The 14,412-nt window shown below is 72.5% G+C and carries 14 protein-coding genes; 6 read left to right on the top strand and 8 right to left on the bottom strand.

The features are described 5' to 3' along the window. Positions 1-85: 85 nt before the first annotated feature. Entirely contained in the window at positions 86-1,093 is a 1,008-nt protein-coding gene (locus tag KBB57_RS03690; RefSeq protein ID WP_290746980.1) for an asparaginase, read from the bottom strand. Between the two features lie 228 nt (positions 1,094-1,321). Between KBB57_RS03690 and KBB57_RS03685 the strand changes: the two genes are divergently transcribed. The 3 genes from KBB57_RS03685 to KBB57_RS03675 all read left to right on the top strand — a co-directional run bounded on the left by KBB57_RS03685 (position 1,322) and on the right by KBB57_RS03675 (position 3,787). Then, a complete protein-coding gene (locus tag KBB57_RS03685; RefSeq protein ID WP_290746977.1) occupies positions 1,322-1,855 on the top strand; it encodes an invasion associated locus B family protein in 534 nt (177 codons plus the stop codon). A gap of 102 nt (positions 1,856-1,957) precedes the next feature. Continuing rightward, positions 1,958-3,121, top strand: coding sequence for a 23S rRNA (adenine(2503)-C(2))-methyltransferase RlmN (gene rlmN / locus KBB57_RS03680; RefSeq protein WP_290746974.1), 1,164 nt, complete (start codon positions 1,958-1,960; stop codon positions 3,119-3,121). 162 nt (positions 3,122-3,283) lie between these two features. Beyond that, complete coding sequence (locus tag KBB57_RS03675; protein WP_290746972.1) at positions 3,284-3,787, top strand: L,D-transpeptidase family protein; 504 nt, start codon at positions 3,284-3,286, stop codon at positions 3,785-3,787. A gap of 310 nt (positions 3,788-4,097) precedes the next feature. Here the strand turns inward: KBB57_RS03675 and KBB57_RS03670 are convergent, their stop codons facing one another. Continuing rightward, positions 4,098-4,577 (bottom strand): CAP domain-containing protein, encoded by a 480-nt coding sequence (locus KBB57_RS03670; protein WP_290746969.1) that lies wholly within the window; start codon positions 4,575-4,577, stop codon positions 4,098-4,100. Positions 4,578-4,751: 174 nt separating this feature from the next. Between KBB57_RS03670 and KBB57_RS03665 the strand changes: the two genes are divergently transcribed. Continuing rightward, positions 4,752-5,387: a L,D-transpeptidase gene (locus tag KBB57_RS03665; protein ID WP_290746966.1), complete on the top strand. Its 636-nt coding sequence runs from the start codon at positions 4,752-4,754 to the stop codon at positions 5,385-5,387. A gap of 147 nt (positions 5,388-5,534) precedes the next feature. Continuing rightward, positions 5,535-5,735 (top strand): hypothetical protein, encoded by a 201-nt coding sequence (locus tag KBB57_RS03660; RefSeq protein ID WP_290746963.1) that lies wholly within the window; start codon positions 5,535-5,537, stop codon positions 5,733-5,735. Between the two features lie 248 nt (positions 5,736-5,983). Here KBB57_RS03660 and KBB57_RS03655 read toward each other — a convergent pair whose 3' ends face one another. From KBB57_RS03655 to KBB57_RS03645, 3 genes are all read right to left on the bottom strand, one after another. Continuing rightward, the gene (locus KBB57_RS03655; RefSeq protein WP_290746960.1) at positions 5,984-6,670 is read right to left on the bottom strand and encodes a YjbF family lipoprotein; all 687 of its coding nucleotides are present in this window, start codon (positions 6,668-6,670) and stop codon (positions 5,984-5,986) included. Continuing rightward, on the bottom strand, positions 6,667-8,877 hold the full coding sequence (locus KBB57_RS03650) for a YjbH domain-containing protein (protein ID WP_290746957.1): 2,211 nt from the start codon (positions 8,875-8,877) through the stop codon (positions 6,667-6,669). The genes KBB57_RS03655 and KBB57_RS03650 overlap by 4 nt, the downstream gene beginning before the upstream one ends. Positions 8,878-9,008: 131 nt before the next feature. Then, entirely contained in the window at positions 9,009-9,857 is an 849-nt protein-coding gene (locus KBB57_RS03645) for an SDR family oxidoreductase (protein ID WP_290746954.1), read from the bottom strand. A gap of 53 nt (positions 9,858-9,910) precedes the next feature. Here KBB57_RS03645 and KBB57_RS03640 point away from each other — a divergent pair, with 53 nt between their 5' ends. After that, entirely contained in the window at positions 9,911-10,627 is a 717-nt protein-coding gene (locus tag KBB57_RS03640; protein WP_290746951.1) for a hypothetical protein, read from the top strand. A gap of 55 nt (positions 10,628-10,682) precedes the next feature. Here the strand turns inward: KBB57_RS03640 and queG are convergent, their stop codons facing one another. From queG to KBB57_RS03625, 3 genes are all read right to left on the bottom strand, one after another. Further along, positions 10,683-11,759 (bottom strand): tRNA epoxyqueuosine(34) reductase QueG, encoded by a 1,077-nt coding sequence (gene queG, locus KBB57_RS03635; RefSeq protein WP_290746948.1) that lies wholly within the window; start codon positions 11,757-11,759, stop codon positions 10,683-10,685. A 298-nt stretch (positions 11,760-12,057) separates the two neighbouring features. Then, positions 12,058-12,723: a glutathione S-transferase family protein gene (locus tag KBB57_RS03630; protein ID WP_290746945.1), complete on the bottom strand. Its 666-nt coding sequence runs from the start codon at positions 12,721-12,723 to the stop codon at positions 12,058-12,060. A 376-nt stretch (positions 12,724-13,099) separates the two neighbouring features. After that, on the bottom strand, positions 13,100-14,128 hold the full coding sequence (locus KBB57_RS03625; protein ID WP_290746941.1) for a substrate-binding domain-containing protein: 1,029 nt from the start codon (positions 14,126-14,128) through the stop codon (positions 13,100-13,102). Positions 14,129-14,412: the final 284 nt, after the last annotated feature.

Genomic DNA, 14,412 nt, shown 5'->3' with positions numbered 1-14,412 from the left:
AAGACGGGGATCATGGCGGGCTAGATACGCCCGAATCGGGGCTGCGGCAAGCAGCCGGGACGGCGGGATTCCGGTGGGACAGCCGTCAGATCGGGCGGCCGTCCTCCCAGAGCGCCGGGGCGGGTCGGGCATGGCCGGCGACGCGGCCGCGGCGGCTCTCGACTGGCGGGGAGAGGCGGCGCCGCGCGGCGGGGTCGGCGGGGTCGAGCGCGCCGAGGCGGACGAGAATGGCGGCGATGGCGGATTCCGAGGCGCGGGTTGCGCCGTCCTCGACCTTGAGCGCCACGCCGAGGCCGCGCTCGGGCAGGATCGCGGTGAAGACGCCCTCGGCCCCGGTCTTGACCGCGACCCGGCCGCCGGTGGCGCGCATCAGCTCGGTGCAGGCGCGGCCCTCGCCGGCGACGAGGTCGGGATGGGCGCGCATCGCGTCGACGAGCGCCCGCGCCGCGCCGGCCCGGGTCGCGCCGAGGCCGGCGGGGTCGCCCATCCGCGCCATCGCGACGGCGAGCCCGGCGATGGCGCAGGCGAAGTTCGGGGCGGAGCAGCCGTCGATCCCCCAGCCGGGGCTGGGCGCGCCGGTCATCGCCTCGAAGGCGTCGCGGACGGCGCGCTGCACCGGGTGGTCGAGCTCGACGTATTCCGCGCCCCCGCCGAGGCGGCGGCCCAGCGTCAGGAAGCCCGCGTGCTTGCCGGAGCAGTTGTTGTGGAGCTGGTCGGTCGCGAGGCCCGCCTCGCGCAGCCGCCGGCGCTCGTCCGCGTCGCTCGGGACCTGCGGGCCGCAGCGCAGGTCGGCCTCAGTGAGGCCCATCTCGCCGAGCCAGGCGGCGACGCGGGTGACGTGGATCGCCGCGCCCTCGTGCGAGGCGCAGGCGAGCGCCAGTCGCTCGGTGGAGAGGCCCGCCCCGGCGCCGCTCTCGAGGAGGGGCAGGGCCTGGAGCATCTTGCAGGACGAGCGGGGGTAGACGATCGCGCCGGGATCGCCCCAGGCGGCGACGATCTCGCCGCTTGCGGTGGCGACGACCGCGTGGCCGCGGTGGCGCGATTCCGGCAGGTCGCCGCGCCAGAGCTCGAAGAGGGGAGCCGCATCCGCCATGAGCCTCGCCTCCTCCGCCGCGCGGGCCGCGCCCGCAACTTCGCCGCTCCTCGGGGTTCATGTCAAATACCTGCGCGCTTCCCTGCATTCGGGACTGGAAACCGGAGGCCGGGACGCGCTAGATTGTGGTCGGCCTCAAGACAACAACAAGCCCGAGGCCTGGCGGGGTCGGCAATGCCCTGTCGCCAGCGGGCGAGTCTGGTAGTGAACGAGCAGGAGTTCAGACCCATGCCCCCCGTGACGTGGAAAGCCTTCGCCTTCACTTTCGCCGCGCTCATCGCTTCCCCGGCGCTCGCGCAGGCGGCCGCCGAACGCGTCGCCGCCCATAACGACTGGACGGTGTTCCAGACGGGCGCGCCGAAGGAATGCTACATCGTCTCCCAGCCGACCGGCAGCTCCGCCAAGCGCGACGGGCAGAACGTCGAGGTGAACCGCGGCGACATCCGCCTCTTCGTGCGCTTCAACCCCGGCGAGGGCGTGAAGAACGAGGTGAGCTTCACCGGCGGCTATCCCTTCCGCGCCGGCACGCCGGTGCAGGTGAAGATCGGCTCCGAGACCTTCAACCTGACCCCGGGCCCGGGCGACGCCAGCGGCTGGGCCTGGCCCTCGGCCGAGGACGACAGCGGCCTCGTCGGCGCGATGCGCCGCGGCTCGACGGCGGTGGTCACCGGGGTCTCCTCGCGCGGCACGACGACGGTCGACACGTTCTCGCTCGCGGGCTTCACCGCCGCGATCAACGAGGCGGACGGCCGCTGCAAGTAGGCCACGGCTGCTGAGCCCGGCGCGCGCGGACTGGCGCCGCGGGCCTTGCGGGATTATGTGGAAGGCGCGCCGCGACCGGCGCAGCCGCCCGGATTCGCACGCATGCAGGCCGCCCCGATCGTCCCCGAAGCCCTCGCCTTGCCGCGCCGCGCGCCGGCGGTCGAGGGTCCGCGGTCGCTGATCGGTCTCGCCCGCCCGGCGCTGGCCGCGGCGCTCGTCGAGGCGGGCGTCGCCCCGGAGCAGGCGGCGATGCGCGCCGGGCAGGTCTGGGCCTGGATCTACCAGCGCGGCGTCCGCGACTTCGAGGCGATGTCGAACCTCGGCCGCGACCTGCGCGCCCGCCTCGCCGAGCGGTTCACCCTCGCCCGCCCGGAGGTCGTCGCCCGGCAGGTCTCGGCGGACGGCACCCGCAAGTACCTCATCCGCGTCGCCGGCGGCGGCGAGATCGAGACCGTCTACATCCCCGAGACCGATCGCGGCACGCTCTGCGTGTCGAGCCAGATCGGCTGCACGCTGACCTGCACCTTCTGCCATACCGGCACCCAGCGGCTGGTGCGCAACCTGACCGCCGAGGAGATCGTCGCGCAGATCCTCGTCGCCCGCGACGATCTCGGCGACTGGGGCCGCACGCCGGTCGAGAAGCGCCTCGTCTCCAACGTCGTGCTGATGGGCATGGGCGAGCCGCTCTACAACTTCGATTCGGTGCGCGACGCGATGCGGATCGCCATGGACGGCGCCGGGCTGGCGCTGTCGCGCCGGCGCATCACGCTCTCCACCTCGGGCGTCGTGCCGGAGATCGCCCGCGTCGGCGAGGAGATCGGCTGCCTGCTGGCCATCTCGTTCCACGCCACCACCGACGCGGTGCGCGACACGCTGGTGCCGATCAACAGGAAGTGGAACATCGCCGCGCTGCTCGACGCCTGCCGCGCCTATCCGCGGCTGTCGAACGCCGAGCGGATCACCTTCGAGTACGTCATGCTGAAGGGCGTCAACGATTCGGACGCCGACGCGCGGCGGCTGGTGAAGCTGATCGCCGGCATCCCGGCGAAGATCAACCTGATCCCGTTCAACCCCTGGCCGGGCGCGCCCTACGAGCGGTCGGACCCCGACCGCATCGAGGCTTTCGGCCGAATCGTCAACCGCGCCGGCTACGCCTCGCCGGTGCGCACCCCCCGCGGCGAGGACATCATGGCCGCCTGCGGCCAGCTCAAGAGCGCCTCGGAGCGCGTCCGTCGCGCCACAGCCGGGGCGGGATCCGCCGCCTGAGCGTGGGGGGCGGCGAGATTCCGCTTGCCGCAAGCGCTTGCGTCTGAACTATCCGTAAAGATATCAGGCTTTAACGATGAGGTCCGCAGGGACCCGGCAGAAGACGTGGGCAGGCAGATGAACGAGCTTGGAACAGGGACGAAGGCCCGACTGAGTCGCCGCATGGCGCTGGGCATGGCAGTCGGGGCCATGGGCCTCGCGACGCCGGCGATCGCGCGGGCCTTCGCGCTGCCGGTCGCGCCGCGCACCGACCACATCGTGGTCTCGAAGTCGCTGCGGGTGCTGGAGCTGCGCGAGAAGGGCGAGGTGGTGAAGCGGTTCCGCATTGCGCTCGGCTTCACGCCCGAGGGCAAGAAGACCGCCTCCGGCGACGGCCGCACCCCCGAGGGCCTCTACTGGATCGACCGGCGCAACCCGCGCAGCGAGTATTTCCTCAGCATCGGCATCAGCTATCCGAACGCCGATGACGTCGCCCGCGCCCGGGCGCTCGGGCGCAGCCCCGGCGGCGACATCTTCATCCACGGCCAGCCGATGCGCCCGCGCGAGATTCGCGCCGCCAAGGGCAAGAAGGACTGGACCGCCGGCTGCATCGCCGTCGCCAACGAGGAGATCGAGGAGATCTGGGCGATGACGCCGCTCGGGACGCCGATCACCATCCTCGCCTGAAGCCTGGCCGGCCGGCGTTGCGGCGCGCCTTGCCTTCGGCCCGCCCGTGACGTCGCTTCGGCCGATTTCCCGCGCACGCCCCGCGTGCGCCGGGTCTATGTCCCCGGACCGGGCGAACGTCCAGTGGACGTTCGCCCGGTCCGTCGGACTTCGCCGAAGCGAAGTCCGAGCGGGATCCAGATGCCCCGGAACCAGCAATCGCGGCGCGCCTGCCCCGGGCGGGCAGGCGCGGCGCGATTTGTCACTCGCCAAATCGCGCGGGGAAATTTGCAGGGGCGCCGCGATGCCGGCGACGCGAACGGGTCCGGTATCAGGAGCCGACGAGCATCACCCACCAGAGCTTGCCGCCCGGGTCCTGGTGCCAGCCGAGGCCGAAGCCGCGTCCCGCCGGGTTCATGATCACCCGCCGGGTGTCGGGCACGTCCAGCCAGTACTTCAGCACGGTCAGGTCGCTGTCGGCGCCCTCGTAGAGGTTCTCGCCGAGCACCTCGCCCTGGTAGCCGGCGCGGAAGCCGCGCTCGCGCCAGCTGGTCAGGTCCGAGCCGAAATGCCAGGCGCGCTTCTGCACCGACATGTCGCGGGCATGGGTCTCGGCGGCGGCGTTGAGCTCGGCCGAGATCTGCAGCGGCGCGAGGCCCTCCTGCGCGCGCGCCGCGTTGATGGCGTCGAGCTGGCGGATGCGGATCGGGGCCGCGTCGGCCGCGGTGAGCCTGGGGACTCCGCCCGTCTGCTGAGTCGGCGCGCAGGCGGCGGCGAGGGCGAGGGCGACGAGAGCGATCCGTGCGAGCATGGAGATCCGGGAAAAAACCTGTTACGAGCGCGAGGACTAGCCGGTTTCCGACGCCCGTTCAAACGCAATCGGGGGGAGAGCCGGCGGCGATTCGCTGACCGAAGCGTGAGTTGCGGCGCGGGGCGGCTTTCACTAGTCTTCGCCCCCGATCCGGACATTTCTGAGGAGTGCGGCATGTCGAAGCCTTTCAGCATGGACCGTCGCGGCTTCGTGCTTCTCGCGGGCGGCGCGGCCGCCGGCGCCGCCTTCGGCGGACCGGCGCTCGCCCAGGAGGGCGTGTTCACCGACACGATCGTCGTCGATCCGCTGCACCAGTACGTGCCGGACAGCGCCGACAAGCCCAAGCTGCAGCGCCGCGTGTCGGGCTCGGTCAGCCGCAACTGGCAGGATTATTTCTCTTCCATCAACAACAGCGCGATTCTCGCCGACACCAACGACCGGGTCCTGCATCTGTGGGCGCCGGACGGCTTCTATCGCATCTACCCGACCTCGGTGCCGATGACCGGCGACATGACCCGCCGCGGCCGCACCACGGTGGTGCTGAAGCGGCACGACCCCGAATGGCGGCCGACCGAGGGGATGATCTCGCGCAACCCCGATTTGCCGCGCTACGTCGGCCCCGGGCCGGACAATCCGCTCGGCGTGCGGGCGCTCAACCTCGGCTTCCCGGGGGCCTACCGCATCCACGGCACCAACGACATCCGCAAGATCGGGCGGCAGAGCTCGAACGGCTGCATCGGCCTCTTCAACGAGCACATCCTCGAGGTGTACGACCGCGTGGACGTGGGGACGCCGGTGTTGCTCATTTGACAACATTCAGGATTTACTCCACCCCCCCGATTTCATAGATTGATCGCGCGGTGGGATGACGGCTAATCTCCGGACATTAGCTTGTCCGCTCGCAGGTCCGGGTGAGCTAGCAGTTTCGCAGACCCGCACTCTTTAGGAGGAATAAGAATGAAGCTTATCGTCAGCACTGCGGCGGCTCTCCTGCTGGCCGGCCAGGCGTTCGCTGGCGCCCTCGTCTTCGAGGCGCCCGCCGAGGAGGAGATCGTCGTGGCCGAGCCGGAGCCGGTCGGCGGCTTCAACGCTGTCTGGCTGATCCCGGTGATCGGCCTCGCCGCGGTCGCCTACGCGATCTCGAACGACGACTCCTGATTTCGGGACGGCCCGCCCCCGGGCGGGCCATGCCGGCGCGCGGTGACGGGCGCCGGCAAGCCCCAAGGGTGCGATCTGAAAGGCGGCGCCGGGCGCCGCCTTTTCTCGTTCCGCCGACCCCGCTCGGATCGCGCGATTCGCGGGGCGGGCGATTCGCTTCCCGGGAGAAGGGCGCAGGGATCCGGCGGTGATTCCGCGGCACGCCTCAGGTCAGGCTTGTGCTTCCCGGCCCGCAGGCCCGGGCGCCGTCAGCTCCGGCGGCCGGTGAACGGCACCAGGATCTCGAGGTCGATGATCCCCTGCTGCGGCCCGACCCATTGCAGGCTGCGCCAGACCTGGCCGGAGCCCACGTCGGCGAAGTGCAGGTTCTCGAAGCTGCCGTAGTCGCCGGTGCAGGTCTCGGTCACCAGCACGCCGCGGTGGCGCTGCTCGACGATGACCATCTCCTGCACGGCGCCCATCTCGAAGCGGCAGTCGTAGACCTCGACCCGCCCCTGCGGGGTGAAGTTCGGGAAGATGTAGGTCCGCTTCACCGAGGCCGGCCAGCGCCCCGGCGGGATCGGGCTCACCAGCGGATCGGGCCGGCTCGACGCCGCCGAGAGCAGGTCCCAGCCGACCCCGCGCACTCCGGTGATGAAGGCGCCGTTCAGCGTGAAGTTCTGCCGCAGCACCGAGGAATAGGTGACATAGCCGCCGTTCTCGCTCGCCGCGAACAGCAGCGTCCGGCTCGGGTGGTCCAGGAGGCCGACCCGGATCGCCGCCACGTCGGCGCGGGTGAGCGCGGCGCGGGTGACCGGGGTCTTCGGCTTCGCCTGCTCCGGCGCGCGCTCGCCGGGCAGGATCTCGTCCACCGCGGCGTCGACGATCGGATTGAACTGCCCGTTCGAGCAGGCGGCGACCAGCGCCAGCAAAGCCGGGGCGAGCAGCCGCCTCATTGCCAGAACCCTCCCCAGGCGCGGCCGAGGCGGTTGCGGTCGAAGTCGCGCACGATCGGGTAGAGCGCGTTCGAGATCTGCAGCTGCGCGCCGCCGTCGCGCGACACGGAGGTGAGCGAGATCGAGTTGTTCGAGCGGGTCTCGAACGGCACCGTCCAGCGGAACGGCACCTCGACGAACACGCCCTTGTCGAAGCTGCCCTCGCCGAAGTCCGACTCGGTGACGTCGGTCAGCGTGAAGTAGCCGCCGACCGCCCAGCCGTTCGGGAAGCGCCGCTGCACGGTCAGCGTGCCGCCCCAGTCGCCCGCGAGGTAGCGCCCGGCGTCGACCTGCGCCTCCAGCCCGTAATAGCCGGTGTCCCAGTAGAGCGAGGCGTGCCCGGTCACCACGTTGTAGTCATAGTAGTCGAAGCCGAACGGATCGTCGAAGTCGCGCTGCGCCACCCAGTTGATGTCGGCGCCGACGCCCCAGCTCTGGTCGACCGGCTTCCACAGGATCTCGCCGCCGACGCCGCCGAACATGCGCTCGAGCAGGCCTGCCGAGGCGCGGGCATAGGTGTTCTCGTTGAGCTTGAAGAGGTAGTCGAGGCTCAGCTGCGGCAGCTTCGGCACGTAATCCGAATAGTAGCGCGGCGAGTCGCTGCGCACCGGGTGCAGCTTCGACTCGGACGGGCCGGGGTCGTCCGGGATGTTCAGCGCCGGCTGGCTGATGTTCGCGGTGATCGACAGGCCCGGCCGCAGGATGAACTGCGTCTCGAAGTCGATGTTGAGCCCGAGGCGGATCGGATCGCCCGGCGTCAGCAGCGTCAGGAACGGCGCCGGGACGATGCTCCAGATGAAGTCGGGATAGGCCGGGCGATACCACGCGCCGGCCGGCAGCGAGGGCGTCGCGCCGGCGATCCCGGCGCTCTCCCAGCTCTCCTCGCCGGCGTTCGGCCGGTCGACCTGGCGCTCGAAGTCGCGCCGGTCGATGGTGATCGTCGTGGTCCGGAGCCCGTTCTCCATCGGCGTAATGCGGAAGGTCTGCACCGAGGCGGGCATCCCCGCCTGGAGCACCCGCGCCGTGCGGCCGACGGCCTTGGGGTTCTGCTGGAAGCGCAGGTTGTCGATGGCGACCTCGATCGCCCGCCCGTCGGGATCGGCGTAGAAGCCCTCGAGCTGCATCCCCTCGTTCTTCAGGATCTCGGCCAGCGCGGTGGCGAGCTTGTCGATCGAGGCGGGATTGCGCGCCCAGCCCGTGCCCTCCGGCGCGTCGGCCGGCGTCGGGTTGACGGGGAGCGGCCCGGTCCCGAGGTCTGGCGGCACCAGCGGCCGCTTCGGGTTGGCGCTCAGCGCCAGGTTCACGCCCACCGTCGTGCCATACATGTAGTAGGCGCCGAAGGTGATGCCCTCGCGGATGGTGTATTCCGCCCCGACGTTGATCTGGTTTTCGGGGTGGAAGGTGTTCGCCGGGCTCTTCTGCTCGCGCTTGTAGTCGTCGGAGGAGTACTCGATCTTGAAGGTCAGCCCGTCGATCGGCGTCCGCCACTCCGCGCCGCCGAAGAGCGCCACGTTCTGCCCGGCGAAGAACGTGTCCCAGCTGAGCTTGCCGCCCTCGCCGAAGTCGTTGTCGCGGTCGCACATCGACGAGGCCATCTCGCAGAACGGGTTGGTGATCCCGTTCACCCGGCTGAGCCGCCCCCAGCCGAGGCCGAGCGTCAGCACGAACTCGCCCGCCTTCGCCGTCGGCACCGTCTTGGAGGCGACGAGGTACTCGCTCGAATAGACGCCGGTGCCGAGGAAGTCGCGGAAGCCGAGCGCGACGTCGGGCGTCCACCAGCGCCAGTCGCCCTCGCGCCACAGCGTGAACTGCACGTCGAAGCTGCGGTCGAAGAGGTCGTAGTTGGGGTTGTAGACGCCGTTCCCCTCGTTCGTCTGACCCCAGTTGTCGATCGTCGAATAGCGCACCGCGCCGGCGATCCGCGGCAGGATCTGGAAGGTGAAGTTCCGCCGCTGCGTCTCGCCGAAATAGCTGTAGCTGAGCGTGACCTGCGCGTCCGGCTGGTCCTGCGCGCTCGGCATGTCGATGAGGCCGGTCATGCCGTAGAGGTTGACGCTCGGCCGGTCGACCACCGGCCCGCGCTCCTGCCCGCCCGCGGCGCCTGCCACGGCCATCGCCGCCGCGAGCATCAGCGTCGGAACCCCTGCGCCGCCGCGCGGCCCTGCCATGCGCCCCTGCCTACGTTCCCGGAGCGCTTCGGCTCCTCCGATTTGGCCAATGTCTAGGCGCCTGCGCCGGGGATGACCAGCGCAGAAAGGCGAAACGGCGGATTTCCCGTCGGCTGTTGCGTCGGCGCCCGTCACCCGCCGGCCGCGAGGATCGCCCGGAGGCCCGCGCGATAGTCCGGATGGCGCAGCGCGACCCCGAGCTCCGTGCGCAGCCGGCGGTTGCAGACCCGCTTCGATTCGCCCCAGAAGCTCCGCGCCATCGGCCCGAGCCCGGCGTCCTCGAACGCCACCTCGGGCGGCGGCTCGATCCCGAGCAGCCCGGCCGCGAAGGCGATGACGTCCTGCGGCGGGGCCGGCTCGTCGTCGGCGAGGTTCCAGGCCGCGCCCGGCCGCGGCCGCGCCATCGAGGCCTTGAGCCCCTGCGCCACGTCCTCGACATGGATGCGGCTGAACACCTGCCCGGGCTTGACCACCCGCTGCGCCCGCCCGGTCCGCAGCCGGTCGAGCGCGCTCCGCCCCGGCCCGTAGATGCCGGCGAGCCGGAAGGTCTCGACCGGCAGCCCGGTCGCCGCCCAGCCCTGCTCCGCCGCCACGCGCCGGCGGCCGCGCGTCCCGACCGGCGCGAGCGGGCTCGCCTCGTCGACCCAGCCGCCCTGCCGGTCGCCGTAGACCCCGGTCGTCGACAGATACCCCACCCATTCCGGCCGCCGCGTCCGCAGGGCCGGTCCGAGTCGCGCCAGCGCCGGGTCGCCGTCGTCCCCGGGCGGCGTCGAGACCAGCACATGGCTCGCCGCGGCGACCGCCGCCTCCAGCGCCGCCGCGTCGGCCCAGTCGACCGGCTCCACGCCCCCGGCCCGCAGCGCCGCGGCGCGCTCGGCCGTGCGCACGGTCCCGATCCGGCGCCAGCCCGGCCCGAGGCTTGCGGCCAAGGCCGCCGCCGAGTAGCCATGGCCGAGCGTCAGCAGCACGGGTCGGGTCACGCGGGGGGTCTCCTCTGCCGCCTCCGCCGGCCGTCTAGGGGATCGCGCCCGCGATGCACAGAGCCTTCCTCGCCGCCCTCCTCCTCGCGTCTCCCGCGGCGGCGGCCGAGATCCGCGACGCCGCCGGCTGCGAGGCCGCGATCGCCGAGAGCCCCGAGGCGGCCCGCGAGCAGGCCTCGCTGTGGAAGCGCCTCGGCGGCGGCGCCGACGCCGAGCTCTGCGAGGCCGCGGCGCTGGAGGCGATGGGCGCCGACGGCTCGGCGGCGCTGATCCTGACGAACCTCGCCGAGAACAAGCGCCGCCTGCTCGCCCCGGAGCGGCGGGTGTCGATCTACGAGCACGCGGCGCGGCTCTGGCTCGCCGACGGGCGGCCGGACCTCGCGCTCGCCATCCTCGACAACCTCGACCGCGTCGCGCCGCCGCGCACCGAGTCGCGGCTGGTGCTGCGCGCCCGCGCCCAGGCGGCGGAGGGCGACCACGCCGCCGCCGCCGCGACCCTCGCCGCCGCCGAGCCCGGCGACGCCGGGGCGAAGGCGCTGCGCGCCGCGGCGCTGCGGCTCGGCGGCGACCCGGCGGCCGCCCGCGCCGAGGCCGACGCGGCGCTGGCCCTCGCCCCCGACCTGCCCGAGGCGCTCTTCGAGGCGGCCGCCGCCGCCGCGGCGACGGGGGACCCGGACACGGCCGAGGCGCTCTGGCTCCGCCTGATCGCGGTCCACCCCGACCACCCGCTCGCCACCGCCGCCCGCCGCAACCTCGCCGCGGATGGCTGAAAGAGGCGTCAACCTTCATGAAGGAAGGGTTGACGCCTCCAAAATTCTAGTTCTTTTACAGAGGCTTGCTCTGAATATCACGCGTGTGACCACGCGCCTTGCATAGCCGCGCCGCCGCCCACTCCGCCGCGTCCCGCACCACCGGGTCCGCGTCCCCCCGCAACCGCTCCGCCGCGGGCAACAACTCCGGATCTCCCGAATTGCCGATCGCATAGAGCACGTTCCGCACGAAGCGGTTCCGCCCGATCCGCTTGATCGGCGACCCGGAGAACACCGCCCGGAACCCCGCGTCGTCGAGCGCCGCGAGATCGGCGAGCCGCGGCGCGGCCAGCTCCGCCCGCGCCGCGTAGCCGATCTCCGACGCGACTTGAGCGAACTTGTTCCACGGACAGACCGCGAGACAATCGTCGCAGCCATAGATGCGGTTGCCGAGCTTCCCGCGCAGCGCCTCGTCCACCGGCCCGTCATGCTCGATCGTCAGGTACGAGATGCAGCGCCGCGCATCGAGCCGGAACGGCGCGGGAAACGCGCCCGTGGGGCAGACGTCGAGACAGGCCCGGCACGACCCGCACCGCTCCCGCTCCGGCGGATCCGCCGGCAGCGCCAGCGTGGTGAAGATCGCCCCGAGGAAGAACCAGTTGCCGAGCTCGCGCGACAGCAGGTTGGTGTGCTTGCCCTGCCAGCCGATCCCCGCCGCCTGCGCCAGCGGCTTCTCCATCACCGGCGCGGTGTCGACGAAGACCTTGATCTCCGCCCCGGTCTCCGCGACCAGCCACCGCCCCAGCCGCTTCAGCCGCCGCTTCGCCACGTCGTGGTAGTCGGCGCCGCGGGCATAGACGCTGATCGCCCCCCGGTCCCGCCGCTCCAGCGCCGCCAGCGGGTCCTCCGCCGGCGTGTAGACCTCCGCCAGCATCACCACCGACCGCGCCGCCGGCCACAAAGCCGCCGGGTCGCCCCGCCAGCCCGCCCGCTCGGCGAGCCAGCCCATGCGCCCGTGCAGCCCGGCCTCGAGAAACGCCGTCAGCCGCCCCGCCGCCTCCGGGATCGCCCCCGGCGCGCAGACCCCCGCCGCCGCGAACCCCTCCGCCCGCGCCCGCTCCTTGATCCGCCGGGCGAGATCGCCGCCGTCCACCGCCCTCTCCCCCAGGCGCCCCCGGCAGGGCCCGTTCCCCGGAGCCACCGTCGCGCAGATGCCTGAAAGGGGCGCCCGGGTCCGAGTCGTCAAGGATTTACCGGCGCGGGCGCCGGCGCCGCCGGCGTCCTTGACGACTCGGACCCGGGCGCCCCAGGCATCGTCGGCGCGATGGCGGCTCCGGGGAACGGGCCCGGGGGGCTTCGTTCCCTGGTGAACCCGAGCCCCCTTCACGCGCGAACCGCGCGTCGGGCCGAGGGGGCTCGGCGCCCCCGAGGACCGGGCCCGGCGCGGGGGATCAGAAGTCGAGGTCGGCGTAATGCGCCGGCGGGGTGAAGCCCGGCACCAGGTCCGCGAGAATCGACCGGAACGCGGGCCGCGACTTGATCTTCGCGTACCAGTCCTGCACGCCGGCGTTCCGCGACCAGTCGACGTCGCCGACATAGTCGAGGCAGGACAGATGCGCCGCCGCGGCGAAGTCGGCGATGGTCATCTGGTTGCCGGCCAGCCAGCGGCGATGGTCCATCAGCCAGCCGATGTAGTCGAGGTGGTAGCGGATGTTCTTCAGCCCCGCCTTGATCCGCTCGCTCTCCGGATAGCCGGACTTGGCGAGCTTCTTGTTCACCCGCTCGTAGAGCAGGTTCGCCGTCACCTCGCGCTGGAACTTGTCGTCGAACCACGCCGCCAGCCGCCGCGCCTCGGCCCGCGCCGCCGGGTCCTTCGGCAGCAGCGGCGGGTCGGGCTGGGTCTCCTCGAGAAACTCGAAGATCGCCCCCGAATCGGCGAGCGTCAGGTCGTCCATCTGCAGCACCGGCACCTGGCCCGCCGGGTTCAGCCGCAGGAAGTCCATCCGCCGCTCCCAGGGCTTCTCCTCGCGCAGCTCGACCTCGATCCCCTTCTCGGCGAGGACGAGGCGGATCTTGCGGCAGAACGGCGACAGGGTCTGGTGGTAGAGACGGCGCATTCTTGCGGCCTTTTCGTCTTTTGCTCGACGCCCCGTTATCCCCCCATCGGTCCCGGGGATCAACCCGAAGGCCGGCGCGGCCGAGGGTCGGCGGCCCTCGGCCGGCGCGCATCGGCCGCCCGGGAAAGCCGATGCCGAGGTCGGCGCAGATCGTCTCCGCGGCGTTGCATCCCGGCGCGGCGGCGGCGACGCCGCCGGGACGCGAGCCGGCGCCGCAGGGATGGATCCCCGGGACCGGGCCGCGGCGACGCCCGAGCGCCGGCAGCGGCCGGAACGCCCCGACCTGCCACGGCGTCGGCGCCCCCGTGCGTCCCCGTCCCCCGCACGCCGGACGCCGCCGGCAATTCCGGGCGCGCCGCCGGTCCGCGCCTCCGCGTCAGCGCCCCGGCGGCACGGGGCCGGTGGACTGGCCCAGGGTCAGCTCCACCTCCCAGAGCTCCTGCCGGGGCGCGCCGGCCGGGTCGTCGATCAGCGCGAGCAGCATCTCCGCGGCGCGGCGCCCGGCGGCGCGGATTGACGAGGTGGTGGCGGTGAAGAGCGGCGGGTCGCCGCTGTTGGCGAGATAGGCGAGCTCGTCGTCATGGGTGACGATCGAGACGTCGCGCCCCGGCTCCAGCCGCAGCTCGCGCGCCGCGCGCAGCACGCCGAAGGCGATGGCGGTCGCCGAGACGAGGAAGGCGGTCGGCGGCTCCGGCCCGCCCAGCAGCTCGCGCGCGGCGGCGTGGCCATAGAGCTCCGTCATCTCGCTGGCGCGGATCAGCCGCGGGTCCGGCGTCACGCCGCGCGACGCCAGCGCCTCCTCGTAGCCGCGCCGCCGGCGCCGCGCGAAGTTCTGCGTCCCCGGGCCGTTCAGCAGCGCGATCCGCCGATGCCCGAGGTCGAGCAACAGCTCCGTCGCGGCGTGGAAGGCGCGGCGGTTGTTGATGTCGAGCCAAGGATAGGCGTCCTCCGGCCGGTCGTCGCGGCCGTGCAGCAGGAAGGGCAGGCCGAGCCGCTGCAACAGGTCGATCCGCGGCTCGTGCGGGAGCGGCCCGTGGACGATCACCCCGTCGACCTTGTGGTGCCGCGCCAGCGCCTCGTAGACCTCGGCCTCGCGATCCTCGGGGACGATCGGCACCAGCATGTCGTAGCCGCGCGCGGCGTAGGTCTCGCCCGCCCCGTGGACGAACTCGGCGAAGATCGGGTTGATGACGTGGCGCTGCGCCAGCGGCACCACATGGCCGATCGCCATCGCCCGCCCGGTGGCGAGCCGCCGCGCCATCTGGTTCGGCGCATAGCCGTGCCGGCGCGCCGCGGCCAGCACGCGGGCGCGGGTCTCCTCTTTGACCTCCGGATAGCCGTTCAGGGCGCGGCTCACCGTCGTCGCGGACAGGTTGAGCAGCCTCGACAGCTCCTTGAGTTTCATCACATGCGGTCTGGCCAAAGCGATTTGACGATAGCCACAACCACCGCGGGCGCGCAACGCCGTCAACACGCCGTCGAGGCGGATCAGGCTCCGCCGCCTTTCCGCTGCCGAGCAGCCTGCCGGCTGGCCGCACGGGACGACGCCTGCCCGGCTGCCGGATCCACGGGCCGCCGACCGACCGAAGCGGGCCCTGCCCGCGAGGTCACGGCGCGACGAGCGAAAGCCCGGCTTTCGCCGCGCCGACGGCTGGAGCGCGTTGGCGCAGAGGCCGTCAGGGCGCAGAT

The sequence above is a fragment of the Amaricoccus sp. genome (genome assembly GCF_017993425.1).
Taxonomy (GTDB): Bacteria; Pseudomonadota; Alphaproteobacteria; order Rhodobacterales; family Rhodobacteraceae; genus Amaricoccus.
The sequence above is the reverse complement of the archived record's forward strand: the minus strand, read 5'-3'. Positions and strand labels throughout refer to the sequence as shown.